9 protein-coding genes and 1 pseudogene are annotated in these 19,601 nt (G+C 74.5%); 9 read left to right on the plus strand and 1 reads right to left on the minus strand.

The genetic code is table 11. The features are described 5' to 3' along the window. The first annotated feature begins 5 nt into the window (after positions 1–5). From AF335_RS17365 to AF335_RS17385, 5 genes are all read left to right on the plus strand, one after another. The gene (locus AF335_RS17365) at positions 6–6,887 is read left to right on the plus strand and encodes a type I polyketide synthase (protein WP_102919316.1); all 6,882 of its coding nucleotides are present in this window, start codon (positions 6–8) and stop codon (positions 6,885–6,887) included. Positions 6,888–6,919: 32 nt separating this feature from the next. Next, the gene (locus AF335_RS17370) at positions 6,920–11,521 is read left to right on the plus strand and encodes a type I polyketide synthase (RefSeq protein ID WP_211304108.1); all 4,602 of its coding nucleotides are present in this window, start codon (positions 6,920–6,922) and stop codon (positions 11,519–11,521) included. Beyond that, positions 11,518–11,865 carry an acyl carrier protein gene (locus tag AF335_RS17375; protein WP_102919317.1) on the plus strand — a complete coding sequence of 116 codons (348 nt, stop codon included), beginning with the start codon at positions 11,518–11,520 and terminating at the stop codon, positions 11,863–11,865. Before AF335_RS17370 ends, AF335_RS17375 begins: the two co-directional genes overlap by 4 nt. A gap of 13 nt (positions 11,866–11,878) precedes the next feature. Beyond that, positions 11,879–13,087 (plus strand): glycosyltransferase, encoded by a 1,209-nt coding sequence (locus tag AF335_RS17380; protein ID WP_102919318.1) that lies wholly within the window; start codon positions 11,879–11,881, stop codon positions 13,085–13,087. Between the two features lie 75 nt (positions 13,088–13,162). Next, positions 13,163–14,233 carry a class I SAM-dependent methyltransferase gene (locus tag AF335_RS17385; RefSeq protein WP_102919319.1) on the plus strand — a complete coding sequence of 357 codons (1,071 nt, stop codon included), beginning with the start codon at positions 13,163–13,165 and terminating at the stop codon, positions 14,231–14,233. A gap of 35 nt (positions 14,234–14,268) precedes the next feature. On the opposite strand, the gene AF335_RS17390 is transcribed toward AF335_RS17385, so the two are convergent. Then, complete coding sequence (locus AF335_RS17390; protein ID WP_102919320.1) at positions 14,269–15,477, minus strand: cytochrome P450; 1,209 nt, start codon at positions 15,475–15,477, stop codon at positions 14,269–14,271. 603 nt (positions 15,478–16,080) lie between these two features. Here AF335_RS17390 and AF335_RS17395 point away from each other — a divergent pair. From AF335_RS17395 to AF335_RS35695, 4 genes and pseudogenes are all read left to right on the plus strand, one after another. Further along, positions 16,081–17,385, plus strand: a complete 1,305-nt coding sequence (locus AF335_RS17395) for a family 2 encapsulin nanocompartment cargo protein terpene cyclase (RefSeq protein WP_102919321.1) — start codon at positions 16,081–16,083, stop codon at positions 17,383–17,385. A 15-nt stretch (positions 17,386–17,400) separates the two neighbouring features. Continuing rightward, positions 17,401–18,282, plus strand: a complete 882-nt coding sequence (locus AF335_RS17400; protein ID WP_102919322.1) for a geranyl diphosphate 2-C-methyltransferase — start codon at positions 17,401–17,403, stop codon at positions 18,280–18,282. 229 nt (positions 18,283–18,511) lie between these two features. Next, positions 18,512–19,465, plus strand: a complete 954-nt coding sequence (locus AF335_RS17405) for a PrsW family intramembrane metalloprotease (protein ID WP_102919323.1) — start codon at positions 18,512–18,514, stop codon at positions 19,463–19,465. 21 nt (positions 19,466–19,486) lie between these two features. Further along, positions 19,487–19,567, plus strand: a pseudogene (locus tag AF335_RS35695) (VOC family protein); the annotation flags it as partial. Positions 19,568–19,601: the final 34 nt, after the last annotated feature.

Genomic DNA, 19,601 nt, shown 5'->3' on the forward strand with positions numbered 1-19,601 from the left:
CTCACATGGACTGTCATGGGACGCCGGGTCTCCCCTTGCAGAGGAGTGTCTGCGTGTCCGCTGCGTCCTCGCGTGACGTGCTCATCGGGATCAGCCCCTTCGGGGCACCCGACGCCAGGCTCGTCGCGGCGTTCACCCGGGCCGGGGGCCTCGGCGTGCTCGACCTCGGCACGGGAGACCGCCGGGCCGGGGAGGCCTTGGAACAGGTCCGCGACTGGACCCGGGGCCGGCGCTACGGTGTCCGCGTCGCCGCCGGGTGCCGGCTCGCGCCCGCGGATCTCGCTCCCGGGCCCGCCGGGGACGGGGCCGCACCGCACACGGTGGTGCTCGGCGTGGGGGCGGACTGGCCGGTCCGCGAGACGGCCGGCGCGTACCGGGTGCTGGTCGAGATCACCACCGTCGAGGAAGCCCTGGCCGCCGTACGGGCCGGAGCGCACGGCCTCGTCGCGCGGGGCGGCGAGAGCGGCGGCCGGGTCGGCCGCACCGGCACGTTCGTGCTCCTGCAACAGGTGCTGGGCGAGCCGGGAGTGACCGTTCCCGTATGGGCCTGCGGCGGCATCGGACCACGCACCGCCGCCGCGGCTGTCGCGGGCGGGGCGGCCGGGGTCGTCCTCGACAGCCAGCTCGCCCTGCTGGCCGAGTCCGGACTCGGCGGGCGGGAGGCGGCCGAGATCCGCGCCATGGACGGCTCGGAGACCGCCGTCGTCGACGGCCGGCGGGTGCTGCTGCGCCACGGGTCGCGGGCCGGGCACCTGCCGGTGGGCCAGGACGGCTTCCTGGCCTCCGGCTTCGCCGACCGCTGGCGGACCGTGGCCCGCACCGTCCGGAGCCTCACTGAAGCGGTCGAGGACGGCCTGCGCGGCGGCACGGCCGCCTCGGCGCTGCGTCCCGGTTCGGCTTCGGCCGGGGCGTTCGGTGTCCATCTGCCCGTCGCGCAGGGCCCGATGACCAGGGTGAGCGACCGGCCCGCGTTCGCCACCGCCGTGGCCGCGGAGGGCGGGCTCCCCTTCATCGCGCTCGCCCTGGCACCGCCGGACCGGGCCCGTACCGTGCTGCGCGACACGGCGGCGGCCCTCGCCGGGCGGCCCTGGGGCGTGGGCGTACTCGGCTTCGCCCCGGAAGGGATCCGGGACGGCCAGCTGGACGTCGTCCGGGAAGTACGCCCGAGCCATGCCGTCATCGCGGGCGGGCGGCCCTCCCAGGCGGCCGCCCTCGAAGAGGCCGGGATCGCCGCGTTCCTGCATGTCCCCTCGCCCGGCCTGCTGCGGCGGTTCCTGCGGGCGGGAGCCCGCAGGTTCGTCTTCGAGGGCGCGGAGTGCGGTGGTCATGTGGGACCGCGGAACAGCTTTCCGCTGTGGGAGGCGCAGATCGCGGTGCTCACGGATTTCCTGTCCGGGCGGAAGGACCAGGAAGCCCGGGGGACCCAAGGCCCTCAGGACGCCCGGCACGCTCGACAGGCACACGGCGTGGAGGTGTTCTTCGCCGGCGGCGTCCACGACGAGCGGTCCGCCGCGATGGTCGCCACCCTGGCCGCCCCGCTGATCCGGCGCGGCGTCGCGGTGGGTCTGCTGATGGGGACGGCCTACCTGTTCACGGAGGAAGCCGTCGCCTGCGACGCCGTCCAGCCGCTCTTCCAGCGGCAGGTCCTCGCCGCGCACGGCACGACCCTGCTGGAGACGGCGCCGGGGCACGCCACCCGGTGCCTCACCACTCCCGTCACGGAGGACTTCGGCGCACTCAAGGAGCGCCTCCGGGCGCAGGGCGTACCGGCACGGCGGCGCTGGGAGAGCCTGGAGCGGCACAACATCGGGCGTCTGCGGCTCGCCAGCAGGGGCGTCGAGCGCGGTCCCGGCGGCGAACCGGTGCCGGTGGGCGAGGACCGGCAGCTCCGCGAGGGCCTGTTCATGGCCGGGGACGTCGCGGCGCTGCGCTCCTCCGTCACCACCGTCGCGGCGCTGCACCGCGCCGTGACCGATGGGGCCGCGGACTTCCTGGAGCGGCGGGCGGAGGAGCTACGCCGCGCGCCGGAGGAGGGCTCGCCGGGAAGAGGGGCCGTACCCCGGCCGCTGGACATCGCCGTCGTCGGCATGGCCTGCATGTTCCCCGGCGCCCCCGACATGGCCGCCTTCTGGGCCAATGTGCTCGACGGCGCCGACGCCGTCACCGAGGTGCCGGCCGACCGCTGGGACCCCGCGCTCCACCACGGCACGGCCACGGTCTCCAAATGGGGCGGGTTCCTGCCGCGCATCCCCTTCGACCCGCTGCGCTACGGCGTTCCGCCCACCTCACTGGGCAGCACCGAGCCGGCGCAACTGCTCGCCCTGGAGGCCGCGCGCCGGGCTCTGGACGACGCCGGATACGGCGACGAGGGCGGCAGGCCCTTCGACCGCTCCCGCGCCTCCGTGGTGTTCGGCGCCGAGTCCGGAGGCGAGCTGTCCCACGCCTACACCCTGCGCGCGGTCCTGCCCTCCTACTTCGGCACGGTCCCGCCCGGTCTGGCGGAGCAGCTCCCCACGCCCACCGAGGATTCCTTCCCCGGCATCCTGGCCAACGTCGTCTCCGGGCGCATCGCCCACCGCTTCGACCTGGGCGGGGCGAACTACACCGTGGACGCGGCGTGCGCCTCGTCCCTGGCCGCCCTCGACGCCGCCTGCAAGGAACTGGTCACCGGTGGCAGCGACCTCGTCCTGTGCGGGGGCGTGGACCTGCACAACGGCATCACCGACTACGTCCTCTTCTCCTCCGTCCAGGCACTCTCGCCGACCGGGCGGTGCCGCCCGTTCGACGCCGGGGCCGACGGGACCGTCCTCGGCGAGGGCGTGGCCTGCGTGGTGCTCAAGCGGCTGGCCGACGCCGAACGGGACGGCGACCGCGTCTACGCCGTGGTCAAGGGGGTGGGCAGCTCCAGCGACGGCAGGTCGCGGAGCCTCACCGCGCCGTGCCCGCAGGGCCAGCGCACCGCCCTGGAGCGGGCCTACGGCGGTGCCGGTGTCTCCCCCGCCGATGTCGGGCTGGTCGAGGCCCACGGTACGGGCACCGTCCTCGGCGACCGTACCGAGCTGGCCGCCCTCGACGAGGTGTTCACCGCGGCCGGGGCGCGGCCGGGCGGCTGTGCCCTCGGGTCCGTCAAAGCGCAGATCGGGCACACCAAATGCGCCGCGGGCCTGGCCGGTCTCGTCAAGACCGCCCTGGCCCTGTACACCGGGGTCACCCCGCCGACCGCGCGGCTGGAGCGGCCCAGCCCGTCCTGGCGGGAGGGGAGCAGCCCTTTCGTCTTCCACACCCGCGCCCGGCCGTGGGCGCTCCCGGCCGCCGAGCGGGTCGCGGGGCTCAGTGCCTTCGGTTTCGGCGGTACCAACTTCCATGTGGTGCTCACCGCCCACGCCACGGGTGTGCCCCCGCAGCACGGGCGGGACGCCTGGCCGGCCGAGCTCTTCCTCTTCCGGGGCGCCGATCTGTCCGCGGCCCTCCGCGCCGCCGGGAGGACGCTGGAGCTGGCCGACGGCGCCGCCGGGCGGCCCTGGCGCCTGCGCGATCTGGCGCTGGCGGCCTCCCGCGCGGCCGACGCCGGGCGGGAACCGGTCCAGGTCGCCCTGGTCGCGGCCGACCTCGGCGACCTCGCGCGCAAGCTGCGCCGGGTCATGGAGGCGGGCCCGGCGGCGGGAGGCGACCCGGCGACCGGCGGTCGTCCGGCACCGGGCGTCCACTACGCGGAACCGGGAAGGGAGGCGGGCTCCGGTGCGGATCCCGGCAAGGTCGCCTTCCTCTTCCCCGGCCAGGGCAGTCAGCGCCCCGGCATGTTCGCGGACCTCTTCACCGCCTTCCCGGAACTCCGGCGCCACCTCGGCCTCGGCCGTGACCACGCCGCCGCCCTCCACCCGCCGGCCGCCTTCGACGAGGCCCGGCGAGCGGAACAGCGGGCCCGCCTCACCGACACCCGGACGGCCCAACCGGCGCTGGGCACCGTCGGTCTCGCCGCGCACGCCCTCCTGGACAAGGCCGGCGTCCGGCCCGACATGGCGGCCGGACACAGCTACGGCGAGCTCGTGGCGCTGTGTGCGGCGGGTGTCCTGGACGCCCGCGCCCTGCTGCGCCTGAGCGCCGAGCGGGCCGAAGCGATCCACGCGGCCGCCGAGGCGCACCCGGACGGGCCGGGCGGCATGGCGGCGGTCGCCGCCGCGCCCTCCGATGTCGAACGGGCCCTTGTGGAAGCGGGCCTGGCGGGCCGGGTCGTGGTGGCCAACCGCAACGGGCCGGCCCAGACCGTCGTCTCCGGGCCGGCCGACGCGGTCGACGCCGCGGTGCGGGCCATGCGTGCCACCGGCCGCTCCGCGACCCGCGTTCCGGTGGCCTGCGCCTTCCACAGTCCGCTCGTGGCGGCGGCCGCGGACCGGTTCGCCGAGGCGCTGGAGCACCAGGTCCTGGGCGAGGCGGAGTTCCCCGTCTGGTCCAACCGGACGGCCGCCGCGCACGGCGGGCGGGCCGAGGCGCTGCGCGCGGAGCTGGCCGGGCAGATCAGCGCGCCGGTGCGCTTCACGGAGCAGATCGAGGCCATGTACGCGGCAGGGGCCAGGATCTTCGTCGAGGCCGGGCCGGGCAGCGTGCTCACCGGCATGGTCGGGGCGATCCTCGCCGGACGGCCGCACCGCGCCGTCGCCCTCGTGGGAGGGCCCGGGGAGGACGGCCGTGAGCTTCCCGGATTCCTCGGCGCCCTGGCCGCGCTGGCGGTCGCCGGGCTGCCGGTGCGCACCGCCTGGCTGTTCCACGGCCGCGACGCCGTCGACGCCGGACGCGTGTCGCGGGAGCTGCCGGGCTGGACCGTCGACGGACACCTGGTCCGTACCCGGGACGGTGAACCCGTGCCCGGCGGGCCGGCACCGGCCCGGCGCGTCGCCGCCCCGGCGGTGCCGGCCCCGTACCGCGACGGTGACCCACCGGCGGACAAGGACGGGCTGGTCTCCGAATTCCTGCGCACGAGCAGGGACATGATCGCCGCCCAGCGCGATGTGCTGCTGGGGTACCTCGGCGGCGGGCAGCGGGAGCCCGTGGCGCCGCCGGTCCCCCGCTCCCCCGCGCGTCCGGAACCGGAGTCCGAAGCGCCCGTCCGTCCCGCCGCGCCGCCCGCGGCCCTGACCGAGGCGGACGCGCTGCGGCTGGTGTCGGAGGTCATCAGCACGCGCACCGGCTATCCGCTCGGCATGATCGCACCGGACCTGGACCTCGACGCCGACCTCGGCATCGACTCCATCAAGCGGGCCGAGATCGCGGGCGAGTTCGCCCAGCGCGCGGGCCTCGGCGGTGGTACGGCGGCCCTCGGCGACGAGGAGCTGGAAGAGCTCGGCAAGGCACGCACCGCGGCGGCCACCGCGGCATGGCTGGTCAGAAGGATCGCCGCCGGGTCCCCGCCGGACGCGGACCGGCCCCGGCCGGCGCCCGGCGGGGCACCGCGGCGGTTCCGGCTCGTGCCCGTCCCGCTCGACGACGCCCCGACCGCTCCGGCGTCCTCCCACCTCACCGGCCGGCGCTTCGCGCTCCTCGGTGACGGCGACGTCGCCACGGCGCTGACGGCCCGGCTGCTACGGCACGGGGCACGGACCGTGATCCTGCCGGCCGGCCATCTGCTGGCCGAGCGGGACGGCCCCGTGGACGGCGTGGTGCTCCTCGGCCCGCCGGCCGGCTCGAACCCGTCGGTGCTCCCCGGCGCCTACCCCGTCATCCGGGCCGCCTTGCGGCGCGATCCGCACTGGTTCCTCGCCGTCCGGGACGCCGCGCCGCACGACGCCCGCACGGCCGGCCTGCGCGGGCTGTTCCGCGCCGTGGCCCAGGAGTACCCGGGGGCCGTGGCCCGGCTCGTGGAGCTGTCCCCCGGCCTGCCCGCGCCGGCCGTCGCCGACGCCCTCGCCGCCGAGCTCCTCATCGGCGGGGACGCCCCCGTCGTCCTGCGGACCGCTGCCGGCCGGCAATGCCTGGAGCTGCGGGAGTCCCCGCTCACCCGCGCGGGGCAGGAGGACGACGGAGCCGCCGCGACCGCCGCCGGGCTGGACCGCGAGTCGGTGGTCGTCCTGGCCGGCGGGGCCCGCGGCATCACGGCACGCGTCGCCGTCGCCCTCGCTACCGCCGCCCGCTGCCGGATCGAGCTGCTGGGCCGTACGCCCTGGCCCGGCCCGGACGAGGAGCCGGACATCGCCGCGGCGGGCGACCGGGCGGCGCTGTACGGCGTACTCGCCGCCCGGGGCGGTCTGACACCGTCACAGGTCCGGGACGAGAGCGCGCGCGTCCTGGCCCGGCGGGAGATCGCCGCCACGGTCGACGAGCTGACGGCCGTCGCCGCCCGTGTGCGGTACCGCTCGGTGGACGTCCGGGATCCCGAGGCCGTGTGCCGGGCGGTCAAGGAGATCCATGTCGAGTACGGGCGTCTCGACGGTGTGGTCCACGGCGCGGGCGTGATCGAGGACGGGCTGATCGCGCGGAAGTCCGCCGAGTCCTTCCAGCGGGTGTACGCCACCAAGGTGGACGGTGCCGCCGCGCTGCTCGCCGCTCTCGAAGGGCTGCCGGCCGCTCCCGCCTTCGTCGTCCTCTTCGGAAGCGTCGCCGCGGCGCTCGGCAACCGGGGCCAGGCGGACTACGCGGCCGCCAACGACGCGCTGGAGGAGCTGGGCGCGCGGTGGGCCGCCCGCACCGGCGGCCGGGCCCTGACCGTCCACTGGGGCCCCTGGGCCCCCACCGGGACCCACCCGGGGATGGTCACCCCGGAGCTCGGCCGTGCCTACGCCCGGCGCGGCATCGGCCTCATCGACCCCCACGAGGGGGCGCGGGCCCTGCTGCGCGAACTGGCCTGGGGCGGTATCCGGGCCGATGCCGTCGTCCACACCGCCCCGGGCCGGTGACCGTGCCGCAGCCACCGACGCCGTACGCACCGATGCCGCGCACGCCGATGCCTCCGGTCGCCGTCATCGGCATGGCCGTGCTGCTGCCCGGCTCCCCCGGCCTGGAGGCGTACTGGCGGAACCTGACGGCCGGCACCGACGCCATCACCGACGTCCCACCGGAACGGTGGGACGCCTGCTATTACGACCCGGCCGGTGCCCGTGGTGCCGACCGCGTGTACTGCCGGCGGGGCGGATTCGTCGACGAGTTCGCCGTGGTGGACACCGCCCGGTCCGGCGTCATGCCCGCCGCCGTGCCCGGCACCGAGCCCGATCAGCTGCTCGCGCTGCACGTGGCGACGGCCGCCGTGGCCGACGCGGGTGGCGAGGGGCGGCTGCCCGACCGGGACCGGGTGGGCGTGGTGCTGGGCCGCGGCAACTACATGGGGGCGGGGCTCGCCCGCCTCACCCAGCGCGTGGGATTCGCCCACCAGCTCACGCGCACCCTCGGCGAGCTGCTGCCCGACCTGGATCCCGGCCGGCTCGACCGGGTACGGGCCGCGTTCACCCGCCGGCTGGGTGCCGACAGCCCGGACGCGGCCGCGGGCCTCGTGCCCAACCTCGTCGCCTCGCGGACGGCCGGCCGGCTCGACCTGCGCGGCCCCGCGTACACGGTCGACGCCGCGTGCGCCTCGTCCCTGGTGGCGGTCGACCAGGCGGTCACCGAGCTCGCCTCCGGCCGCTGCGACGTGATGCTGGCCGGCGGGGTCCACCACTGCCACGACATCACCCTGTGGAGCGTCTTCAGCCAGCTCCGCGCCCTCTCGCCCAGCCAGCGCATCCGCCCCTTCCACCGGCACGCCGACGGCCTCCTGATCGGCGAGGGGTCGGCCGTCGTGGTCCTCAAACGCCTCGCGGACGCCCAGCGGGACGGCGACCGCGTCTACGCGGTCGTCCGCGGCACCGGCGTATCGGGCGACGGCCGCGCCTCGGGGCTCCTCAGCCCGGACCCGGGCGGCCAGGTACGGGCCGTGCGGCAGGCGTGGCGAGCCGCCGGCCTCGACCCGCGCGCACCGCGCTGCCTCGGGCTCCTCGAAGCGCACGGCACCGCGACGCCGACGGGGGACGCCGCCGAACTCGCCACCCTGGCCGAGGCGTTCGGACCCGCCACGGACGGCGACCGGGCCGTGCTCGGGTCGGTGAAGTCGATGATCGGCCACACCATGCCGGCCGCCGGAGCGGCCGGGCTGGTCAAGGCGGCCCTCGCCGTCCACCACGGGGTGCTGCCGCCCACGCTGCACTGCGACGAGCCGCATCCGGCACTGGCCGGCACGCGGTTCCGCGTCACGGGCACGGCGGAGCCGTGGGAGAGCGGGCCCGGCCCGGCCGTACGCCGCGCCGCCGTCAACGCCTTCGGCTTCGGCGGCGTCAACGCCCATGTCGTCCTCGAACAGGCGCCGCCCGCCACCGGCGTACGGAGGCGCCGGAGCACCGGTCCCTCGACCGGTGCGGGCGAACCCGAGCGTGTCCTGGCCCTGGCCGCGGACACCCCGGGGGAACTCGCGGACCTGCTGGTCCTGGAGAACCACCCGGCGGCGGCCGCACCGCGCGGCACCGGCCCGGTCCGGCTCGGCGTCGTGGCCCCGACCCCCGAGCGGCGCGCGCTGGCCGCACGCGTGGTGGCCGCGGGGCGCCCCTGGCGCGGCCGCAACGACATCTGGTACGCACCCGCCCCGCTCCTGGGCCCCGGCACCACGGGCAGGGTCGCGTTCGTCTTCCCCGGCCTGGAGGCCGAGTTCGCGCCCCGGACGGACGGGATCGCCGAATACTTCGGCCTGCCGCCCACCACCGGCCGCCCGCCCGGGGCGGGAGCGCCGGTCGGCGACGTCGGGCGGCACGGGATCGAGGTGTTCGCCCTCGGTCGCCTCCTCGACGACGCGCTACGGAGGATGGGCGTCGTCCCGGACGCCCTCGCCGGTCACAGCGTCGGCGAATGGAACGCCATGGCGATGGCCGGCATGTACGCGCGGGAGGCCGTCGACGGCCTCCTGGCCGCCTTCGACCCCGACCGGCTGCGCGTGCCCTCTCTCGCCTTCGCGGTGCTGGGCGCCTCGGCCGCACGGACGCGGGCCGCGCTGGCGGCGCGCGGGGACGGCCGCGTCGTCCTCTCCCATGACAACGCTCCCGAGCAGTGCATGATCTGCGGCCCCCGGCCCCAGGTCGAGGACACCGTCCGGGCGCTGCGCGCCGAGGGCGTGTTCGGGCGCGTCCTGCCGTTCCGGTCGGGCTTCCACACCCCCATGCTGGCCCCGTGGCTGGAGCCGATCACCGCGGAGGCCGAGCGGCTGGAGCTGGTGCCGCCCCGTGTTCCGCTCTGGTCGGCGACGACCGCCGCCCCGTATCCCACGGACCCGGCCGAGGTACGCGAGCTGTTCGTCCGGCACCTGCTGGAGCCGGTGCGCTTCCGCTCGCTCGTCGGCTCCCTGCACGACGTGGGATTCCGCGCGTTCGTCCAGGTCGGCACCGGCCGGCTCACCTCACTCGTCTCCGCCACGCTGGAGGGCAGGGAACACCTCGCCGTGGCCGCCAACTCGCCCCGCAGGGACGGCGTCGCCCAGCTCCGCCGGGTGGCTCTGGCCCTGTGGGTCCACGGCGCCGGAACCGGCCCCGCCCTGCCGCCCGCGCCGGGAACCGACCCGGCCCACCGGCCGGCCCGCCCGGCCGGGGCCACCGCCGTGGCCCGGACGCCGACCCGGCTCGCCCTCGGCAGCACGCTCGTCTCCCTGAGCGGGCCGGACCTGGCGGAGCTGCGCCGCGACCTCGCGCTCGCCCGCACCGCCGCCCCGGGCTCCGGCGGGCCCGGTGACCCCGGCGCCGATCCCGTCGGCCGGTGCGTCACCGCGCTGGAGGAGGCCGCCGGGCGCTTCCCGCCCGCAGGTGAACTCGCCGCGCTCATCCGGGAGACGGCCGCCACCGCCGCCGAGCTGATCGGTGCCGCCGCACCGGGCCACGGGTGGGAGACCGTGCTGCGGATCTCCATGGAAGCGATGCCGTACCTGCGCGACCACTGCTTCATCCACCAACGGCCCGGCTGGCCCGATCTGGACGATCGAAGGCCCGTCGTGCCGGGCACCACCATCGTCCACCACCTCACCCACGCGGCGGAACAGGCCGTCCCGGGCATGCGGGCGGTCGCCGTCCACCATGTGCGGTTCGATCAGTGGGTGCCCGCCGCCGAACCCGTCGACGTACGCGTCACGGGAACCCCGTCGCCGGACGGCGCCGACCGGTTCGACGTCTCCTTCGGCCGGAGCGCGCGGGCGACCGTCGAGCTCGCGCCGCACTACCCGCGGGCCGCCGGGGACGGGTGGCGCCCGGACCCGGCGGCCGAACGCGTACCCGAGCACACGGCCGCCCAGCTCTACGACGAGCGCTGGATGTTCCACGGCCCGTCGTTCCAGGGCGTCACCGCCATCACGGCCATCGGTGAGGAGCACGTGCGCGGCGTGATCTCCGCCCCTGCCACGCCGGGCGCCCTGCTGGACAACGCCGGCCAGCTCATCGGCTACTGGATCATGGCGAGCCGGACCGAGCGGGTCGCCGTGCTCCCCACGGGCATCCGGCACATCCGGTTCCACGGCCCCCACCCCGCGCCCGGTACCCCGGTGGAGTGCCTCATCAGGATCGTCTCGCTGACGGACACCGTGCTCGAGGCCGACGTACGGCTCGTCACGGGCGGCCGGGTGTGGGCGGAGCTCACCGGCTGGCAGGACCGGCGCTTCGACAATCTGCCCGAGACCATCAAAGTGGAACGCTTCCCCGAACGCCACACCCTCTCCCGGCCGCAACCCGGCGGGTGGCACCTGATCCACCGGTTCTGGCACGACAGCGCCTCCCGTGACCTGGTGATGCGCAACCATCTGGGCCGCGCTGAACGGCTCGCCCACGACCGGCAGCCTCCGCACGCCCGTGAGCGGTGGCTGCTCGGCCGGATCGCGGTCAAGGACGCGGTACGGCGGCTGCTGTGGGAGCGGGGCGAAGGGCCGGTCTTCCCCGCCGAGATCCAGGTCGGCAACGACGAACGGGGCAGACCGTACGTCACCGGGGTGCACGGCCGGATCCTGCCCGGGCTGGAGGTGTCGCTCGCCCACCGCGCCGAGGCCGGTGTGGCCCTCGTGCGGCGGCGTGGACCGGGCGGGACCGGCGGTGTAGGCATCGATGTGGAGGAGGTCACCGACCGGCCCGGGCACCTCCACGACTTCGCCCTGGGACAGACGGAACGCCGGTTGCTCACCTCCACGTGCGCGGGAACGGGAGAACCGGAGGCCCTGTGGTTCACCCGGTTCTGGGCGGCGAAGGAGGCCGTGGCCAAGGCGGAGGGCACTGGTCTGCGGGGCCGCCCCCGGGACTTCACGGTGCTCGATGCCCGCCCGGAGGGGCTCGTGGTGGCGGCCGGTGGACGGACCTGGTCCGTGCGGTGCCGACTCGTCGGCAACCCTCCGGGCCTGCCGGCCAGGGATTACGTCGTGGCATGGACGACGGGCACGGCGGACGGAGCGCCCGGTCCGGCGATCGCCGGACCGGCCCAAGGACCGGCCCAGGAACCGAGCCGGGAACCGATCCAGGAACCGACGCAGGAAGGAAGGACGGCATGAACGACGAACGGACGGCGCCGACAGGCCCCACGGCCGAGGCCGAGGTGCTCGCACAGGTCCTCGAAATGATCGGCGCCGTTCTCGGGGAGCCCGTGGAGGACTTCCACGACGGGGAGGTCGGCAGGGAGACCCTGCTCCACGAGGACCTCGACATGGTCAGCATCGACTTCGCGGACCTGGGCGGCCGGCTCGCCACGGCCTACGGGGAGCGGGTGAACATGGCCGAGTACTTCGCGGAACTCGACCTCAGCCAGCTCATGTACCTCACGGTCGGCGACCTCGTCGACCACGTCGTCTCGTGCCTCCAGGGGGACGCGGCGGGAACGGCGGGGCACCGGACGTGAGGCACAGCGGGTCATGAGCGGCTTCCTGTTCGTCGTGCCCCCGTTCGCGGGACACGTCAACCCCACCATCGGCGTCGCCGCGGAACTGGTCCGGCGCGGCCACCGGGTCGCCTGGGCGGGCCCGCCGTACGCCGTGGAACCGCTGGTGGGAGCGTCGGCCACCGTGTTCCCCTGCGCGGCCCGGGGAGCGGTGGATCCGCGGGCACCGGCTCCCGACGCGTGGTCCCCGCCCCCGGAACAGCAGGGTGCGGCGGCACTGATGTCCCTGTGGGAGCACTGTCTGGAACCGCTCGCGGAGGCCATGGCCCCCGGGGTCCTGGCCGCCGTACGGGAATTCCGGCCGGATGTGCTCGTCGCCGACCAGCAGGCCCTCGCCGGAGGTCTGGTGGCCGAACGGCTGGGGATCCCCTGGGCCACCTCGGCGACGACCTCGGCGGAGTCCACCGCGCTGGCCGGCACGCCGCAGCTGCGGGCCTGGCTCGACGGACGGATCCAGGACCTGCGAAGACGCGTGGGCGTACGGAACGACCGGTCCGACCCGCGCCGTTCGGACCACCTCGTCCTGATGTTCACCACCGAGGCGCTGGCGGGCCCGGCCGGGCGCTTCGGCGCGCAGGTGCGGCTGGTCGGGCCGTCCCTCGCCCCACGCCCCCGCGCGGGCGGCTTCCCCTGGCACCGTCTGGACGGCGCGCGTCCCACCGTGCTGATCACGCTCGGCACGGTGAGCGGCGACGCCGGGGCCCGCTTCCTCCCCGCCTGCGCCGCCGCGGTGCGCGAGCGGTCCGGCGCGGTCCAAGCGGTGATCGCCGACCCGTCCGGCACCGTGCGCGACACCGGCGACGGAATTCTCGTCCTGCCGCACGTGCCCCAGCTCACCCTGTTGGAGCGGTGCTCGGCCGTGCTCTGCCACGGCGGCCACAACACCGTCTGCGAGGCCCTGTGGCACGGACTGCCCCTCGTCGTCGCACCCGTCCGGTACGACCAGCCCGTGATCGCCTCCCAGGTGGTCCGGGCGGGAGCCGGGCTGCGCGTCCGGTTCCGGCACGCGACCGCCGACCGGATCGGAGCGGCCCTCGACGCCGTCCTCGGCGAGCCGCGGTTCCGGGCCGCGGCCCGGGGCGTGGGGGAATCCTTCCGGGCGGCGGGAGGCGCCGCCGCCGCGGCCTCGCACCTCGGACGACTCGCGGCCCGCACCGCGGCGATACGCGCCCGGGCCCGGTGAACAGGACTCCCGGGCCCGGTGAACAGGACTCCCGCCCCACCTCCGGATCCCCCCTCCTCCCCCAGGAGTTCACCCATGCTCCCTTCCCCTCCGCCCCCCACTCCCGAGCAGCGGGCTTCCTACCGTGCCGCGCTCGCCCAGGGTGTGGACCGCTTCCTGTGCGCGCCCCGGACCACCTGCCCTTGGTGTGACGCCGGGCGCCTCCGTCACCGCCTGCACACCACGGACCTCCTGCAGCGCAAGCCGGGAAGGTTCACCCTCGACCAGTGCCTCGGCTGCGGCCACATCTTCCAGAACCCGCGGCTGAACGAGGACGGTCTGGATTTCTACTACCGGGACTTCTACGACGGCTACTGGGAGGAACGCGCCGGGGAGACCTGGGCGAGCCTGCGGCGGGCGTACGAGGAACGCGCCGCGTTCGCGGCCCGCCATGTCCGGCCGAAGACATGGCTGGACGTCGGCACCGGGCACGGCCACTTCTGCGCGGCCGCCGCGGACCGGTTCCCCGGCACGGTCTTCGACGGCCTCGACCGGGGCAACGGCGTCGAACTCGCCGCCCGGCGAGGATGGATCGACCGCGCCCACCGCGGCCTGTTCGCCGATCTGGCACCCACCTTGGCCGACGCCTACGACATGGTCAGCATGCAGCACTACCTGGAGCACACGATCGATCCGCAGCGGGAGCTACGGGCCGCGGCCCGGGTCGTACGCCCCGGAGGCCACCTCTTCATCGAAGTTCCCGACCCCGAGTGCCGGTTCGGCCGCGCCCTGGGCCGCTGGTGGATGCCCTGGTTCCAGCCGCAGCACCTGCATCTGATGCCCTTGGCGAACCTCCGGCGCCACCTGGAGGGCCTCGGGTTCACGGTGGTCGCCCAGCAGCGCTGCAATTTCAACGGCCCCGTCAATCTCCTGTACTCCACCTACCTCCGCCTCCACAACGCAGCTCCCGCCCCGGACGCCCCCTGGTTCCCCACGGCGCCGTCACGGCTTCGCAGGAACGCCCGCAAGGCGGTGTTCCTCGGCGCGCTGCCCCTGCTCGTCGCGATGAAGGCCGCCGACCACCTGGCCGGGCTCCTCCCGTCCGGCGCCCGCGTGACCGACGCGTACCGGCTCCTGGCCCGCCGGGAGCTCGCGGGGCCGGAGTGATTCGCCGTCCGCTCCCGGGTGAGCGGACGGTGCCGTCACCAGGCGACGGGCAGTTCCACGGGGTGGCGCCAGATCGAGCCCGTGTTCCACCGGACCTCCTCGGCCGGCACCGCCAGCCGCAGCCCGGGGAATCGCTTGATCAGCGTGCCGAAGGCGACCTGGAGCTCCATGGCGGCGAGTGGGGCGCCGAGGCAGTGGTGGGAGCCCCAGCCGAAGGTCATGTGGGCGGGCTTCGGCCTGTCGAGGTCCAGTTCGTCAGGCCGGTCGAATTTATTGGCGTCACGATTAGCCGTCAGGTAGGACACGTGCACGATGTCACCCGCCTTGATCCTCGCCCCGCTCAGCACCACGTCCTCCATGGCCACCCGCGGGATCCCGACGCCCTCCTTGCGGAACGGGATGAACCGCAGCAGTTCCTCCAGCGCCCGGGGGAGCGTCTCGGGTCGCTCGCGGAGCCTCGCGTACAACTCGGGGCGGCTCAGCAGGGTGTAGGAGATGTTCACCAGCTCGTACGAGGTGGGCTCCTGGCCGGTGAGAAACAGGAGCACGGCCATGGCGGCCAGTTCCCGGTCGTCGAGGAACTCGTCCCCGTCGCGGGCCCGGGCCAGGGCGCTGATCAGGTCGTCGCCGGGGTCGGCCCGGCGCCGCGCCGCCAGCTCGGAGAAGCAGGCGCGCAGCTCGTCCTGGGAACGCTTCGCGTCCTCGCGGCCGGCGGATCCGCCGTGCGTCATCGTCCTGGCGTGGGAGCACAGCCGGGGCCGCTCTTCCTCGGGGATGTCGAAGACCTCGCAGATGGTCGTCATGGGAAGCGACGACGTCATGTGCCGCACGAGGTCTGCCGGGGAGCCGCTCTCCTCCAGGCCGTCCAGCAGGCCGTCGACGACGCGCTGTGCGCGTTCCCGCATGCGGTCCACACACCGCGGCGTGAAGCCCTTGGCGATCAGGCGGCGCAGCCGGCTGCCGGCCGGTGGGTCCATCATGTTGAGGGGCCCGGCCTGGTTGTTCGGCTCGGGTGTCATGCGCGGGTAGTCCAGGCCTACGACGGCGTCGCGGCTGAAACGGCGGTCCGTGGTGACCGTGCGCACGTCCTCGTAGCCGGTGACGAGCCAGGCGTCGCCCTCGCCGTAGGGCATGCGGATGCGGGAGACGGGCTCTTCCGTCATCAGGTGCCGGAGCTGCGGGTCGAATTCGAGCGCGTCGGCGAAGGCGAAATGACAGGTCCGTACGGTGGCACCGGGCTCCATCGCGGGTGCTCCAGTCTCGAGGCGACATCTCGGAGGGCGCCCGACAGGCCGAGGGTCGGACGCTACGCGGATACCCACCGCCTCGCACGGCTACCTGTCGAGGTGTCCGAATTCCTCTGAATGGGCGACCGCGAGCCCTTTCCCCCGTACCGGCCTGAACGTTGTTTTCCGCGACACCGGAATCACCACCGGCCAGGCGCTGTCACGGCACGGCGAGCGGCGGGTGCGCGGCACCCGGCCCGTGCGTGACCGCCTGCCGACGTCCGCCACCTCCTACGGCAATCGACTCCCAACCGCCCTCTCTCCCCTGCCGATTCACCCGCAGAGCATGTTTTCGACCGGGTCCGAATGCCGTCGGCCGCCCGGGCAAACGTCATACGAGGCAAGGTCACCGCATCGGGGTAATATTTATGGTTTTTCCGGGGCGGGTGGGCGTGCGGCCGTTACTGTTCCCCAGCCAGGATCCGGACGGATTCCCGGCCATCAGCCACTTCTTCCTCTTTCGCCGGTGAGCACGCGCATACGCCGGTCACCACTCTCACTGAGCACGCCCGGGATCCGGGACGGTCCACCCGAGTCACCGAGGAGTCTAAGGAGTTACGGATGCCCGACACCCGGCCTTCCCCTCTGCAGCCGAGCCAGCCGGCCGCCGACGGCGCCCGGCCCTTCCTGCCTTCCTCGCCCGCGCTGCCCTTCCTCCCCGCGCCCGGCACGGGAGCCGTGGCCCCGCCCGACGACGGCCCGGACGACGGCGTCGCCGCCGGGCACGTACGGGAGGACGCCGCCGCGGTGGGGCGGCCGAGCCCCGGCCTGGAGCTGATCCTGCGCGGTCCCACCGGGCTGGGTACGGCGGGCCTGCGCCTGGCCCCGCGCGAGGAGCCCCCGGCGCCCGCACCCGAGGCGGCCGAGGAGGCGGGGAAACCGACGGCGGGAAACCCCATCCCGGGCCTCTACCACCACCCGGTGCCGGAGCCCGATCCCGTACGGGTGGAGGAGGTCAGCCGCAGGATCAAGGCATGGGCGCTGGACGAGGTCGAGTTGTATCCCGAGGAGTGGGAGGACCAGTTCGACGGATTCTCCGTGGGGCGCTACATGGTCGCCTGCCATCCGGACGCTCCCACCGTCGACCATCTGATGCTCGCCGCGCGACTGATGGTGGCCGAGAACGCGGTCGACGACTGCTACTGCGAGGACCACGGCGGCTCACCCATCGGCCTCGGTGGGCGCCTGCTGCTGGCGCACACGGCTCTCGACGCCCTCCACACGACGCCGGAGTACCAGCCGCAGTGGGCGCGGTCGCTCCACTCCGACGCACCACGGCGCTCCTACCGTTCCGCCATGGAGTACCTGCTCCAGGAAGCCAGCCCGTCCCAGGCCGACCGCTTCCGGCACGACATGGCCCGTCTGCACATGGGATACCTCGCCGAGGCGGCCTGGGCCCAGGCGGATCACGTCCCCGAGGTGTGGGAATACCTGGCGATGCGGCAGTTCAACAACTTCCGCCCCTGCCCCACCATCACCGATACCGTCGGGGGCTACGAACTGCCGGCGGACCTCCATGCGCGGCCCGACATGCAACGGGTCATCGCGCTCGCCGGGAACGCCTCCACCATCGTCAACGACCTGTATTCCTACACCAAGGAACTCGCCAGTCCCGGTCGGCACTTGAACCTGCCCGTAGTGATCGCCGAACGTGAGGGCCTCTCCGAGCGGGACGCCTATCTGAAGGCGGTCGAGGTACACAACGGCCTCATGCACGACTTCGAGGCCGAAGCCGCCGCCGTGGCCGCCGCCTGCCCCGTCCCGAGCGTGCTGCGCTTCCTGCGGGGAGTGGCCGTGTGGGTCGACGGCAACCACTACTGGCACCAGACCAACACCTATCGCTATAGCCTGCCCGATTTCTGGTAAGGACGGTACGCATCCGTGTCCAGCACCCATCACGTCGCCCCCGCCACCCCGGTGTTCGTCCCCGCCCCGACGACGCCCTACCAAGGGGACATCGCCCGTTACTGGGACCATGAGGCCAGGCCCGTGAACCTGCGTCTCGGTGACGTCGACGGCCTCTACCACCACCACTACGGCATCGGCGACATCGATCACGCCGCCCTCGGTGACTCCGAGGACAGCGAGTACGAGAAGAAACTGATCGCCGAGCTCCACCGGCTGGAGTCGGCGCAGGCCGAACTCCTTCTGGACCACCTCGGCGCCGTCCGGCGCGAGGACACGCTCGTGGACGCCGGGTGCGGCCGCGGCGGCTCGATGGTCATGGCCCACCAGCGCTTCGGCTGCCGCGTCGAGGGCGTCACCCTGTCGGCCAAGCAGGCCGACTTCGGCAACCGGCGCGCCCGCGAACTCGGCATCGAGGACCACGTCCACGCCCGCGTCTGCAACATGCTCAACACGCCCTTCGAGACCGGGCAGGCAGCGGCCTCGTGGAACAACGAGTCGAGCATGTACGTCGACCTGCACGACCTCTTCGCCGAGCATTCCCGCATCCTCGCGATCGGCGGCCGCTATGTGACCATCACCGGGTGCTGGAATCCGCGGTACGGTCAGCCGTCCAAGCTGATCTCCCAGATCAACGCGCACTTCGAGTGCAACATCCACTCCCGCCGGGAGTACCTGCGCGCCATGGCCGACAACCGTCTCGTACCGCAGGCCGTCGTCGACCTGACCCCCGCGGCCCTGCCCTACTGGGAGCTGCGAGCCACGTCGTCCCTGGTCACCGGCATCGAGGATGCCTTCATCAACTCGTACAAGGACGGCTCCTTCCAGTACGTCCTGATCGCCGCCGACCGCGTCTGACCACCACCGCCGAAGGGGCCGGGTCGTCGCCCGACGGACCCGGCCCCCGGCACGCGCCGGTCCGGCGGCTCCCGCGGTGCCCGCCCGGGGCTTCGGCCCGGCCCGCCCGTTCGCGAGAATGCCTCGCCCGGCGCGCGGGGGCGAGCCTCACATGGTGTCCTGGCCGTGCGGGCGGTGCTCTCGCCCCCGGCCCGGGTGCCGGGCAGCGGCATGTCCCAGAGGAGCGGCCATGGAGCATTCCACCCCCGACGGGCCCTCGCCGCCTTCCGGGGTTCCGCGGGTGGGTGCACCGGCGCCGCGGAGCCGTCTGTGGCTGCGGTGCCTGGTGGGTGGGCTGGTGCTGTGGTTGGTCACGGTCGTGGTCACGTACGGCACTCGGAACACCAACCTGCTGCCCACGGTGATCCTGCTCGGCAGTTTCCTGACGCCGACGGTGTTCGCGCTGTGGGCCTACGAGCGGGACGGCCGCGGCCTGGGAGCGGATCTCCTGATGGGCTCCTTCGCGATCGGCGGCCTGCTCGGCGTACTCGGCGCATCCGTTCTGGAGACCTATCTGCTGCATCCGTCGGTCGGCTTGTTCCTCGGCGTCGGGCTGATCGAGGAGGCGGTCAAGCTCATCGCTCTGATGCTCGTCCTGCGCCGTCGCCCGCGGGTCCGCGGAGTGCGGGCCGGCACCGTCCTGGGAGCGGCGGTCGGCTTCGGGTTCGCGGCGTTCGAGAGCGCCGGGTACGCCTTCAACGCGGCCGTCACCGCCGGCGGTCTCGACCTGCGGGCGCTGGTGGAGACCGAGATCCTGCGCGGTCTGCTCGCCCCGTTCGGCCATGGGCTGTGGACCGCCGTCGCCGGCGGTGTGCTCCTCGCCCACCGGGAGCCCGGCGGCCGGTTCCGTTTCCCCGCGCCCGTCGTCGTCACCTATCTCGGCGTCGCCGTCCTGCACGCCCTGTGGGACTCCGTGCACGGCATCGCCGTGCTGCTCGTCGTCCTGCTCACCAGGACGTCTCTGGAGGCCCGGCTGTTCGCCGACGGCTATGTGCCCCGCCCCACCGCCGAGCAGAGGCACCTGTTCACGCTGTTCTCCGTGGGCGGCCTCGTCGTGGTCACCCTCGTCGGCCTGGGCTGGCTTCGCGCGCTGGTCCGGGGCGGGTCCGGTCCAGGGCGAACGCGACCGGCGGCGGACCCCTGAGCCGATGCCCGGCGTCCTCGCCGACCGCTCCTTGCCGATGAGGACAATGAGTCGTGCATCCTGATGCAGGACATCGAGGGCAACGAGTTCTGTCTCGGCTGAGGGACCGCGGGCGGCACCCGCAACGGCGCGGCAC

It is taken from the genome of Streptomyces eurocidicus (genome assembly GCF_002891295.1).
Classification (GTDB): Bacteria; Actinomycetota; Actinomycetes; order Streptomycetales; family Streptomycetaceae; genus Streptomyces; species Streptomyces eurocidicus.

Excerpts from the sequence above, each read along its gene's own strand:
- AF335_RS17365 (WP_102919316.1), top strand. The coding sequence starts at position 6 with ATGGACTGTCATGGGACGCCGGGTCTCCCCTTGCAGAGGAGTGTCTGC.
- AF335_RS17370 (WP_211304108.1), top strand. The coding sequence starts at position 6,920 with ATGCCGCGCACGCCGATGCCTCCGGTCGCCGTCATCGGCATGGCCGTG.
- AF335_RS17375 (WP_102919317.1), top strand. The coding sequence starts at position 11,518 with ATGAACGACGAACGGACGGCGCCGACAGGCCCCACGGCCGAGGCCGAG.
- AF335_RS17380 (WP_102919318.1), top strand. The coding sequence starts at position 11,879 with ATGAGCGGCTTCCTGTTCGTCGTGCCCCCGTTCGCGGGACACGTCAAC.
- AF335_RS17385 (WP_102919319.1), top strand. The coding sequence starts at position 13,163 with ATGCTCCCTTCCCCTCCGCCCCCCACTCCCGAGCAGCGGGCTTCCTAC.
- AF335_RS17390 (WP_102919320.1), bottom strand. The coding sequence starts at position 15,477 with ATGGAGCCCGGTGCCACCGTACGGACCTGTCATTTCGCCTTCGCCGAC.
- AF335_RS17395 (WP_102919321.1), top strand. The coding sequence starts at position 16,081 with ATGCCCGACACCCGGCCTTCCCCTCTGCAGCCGAGCCAGCCGGCCGCC.
- AF335_RS17405 (WP_102919323.1), top strand. The coding sequence starts at position 18,512 with ATGGAGCATTCCACCCCCGACGGGCCCTCGCCGCCTTCCGGGGTTCCG.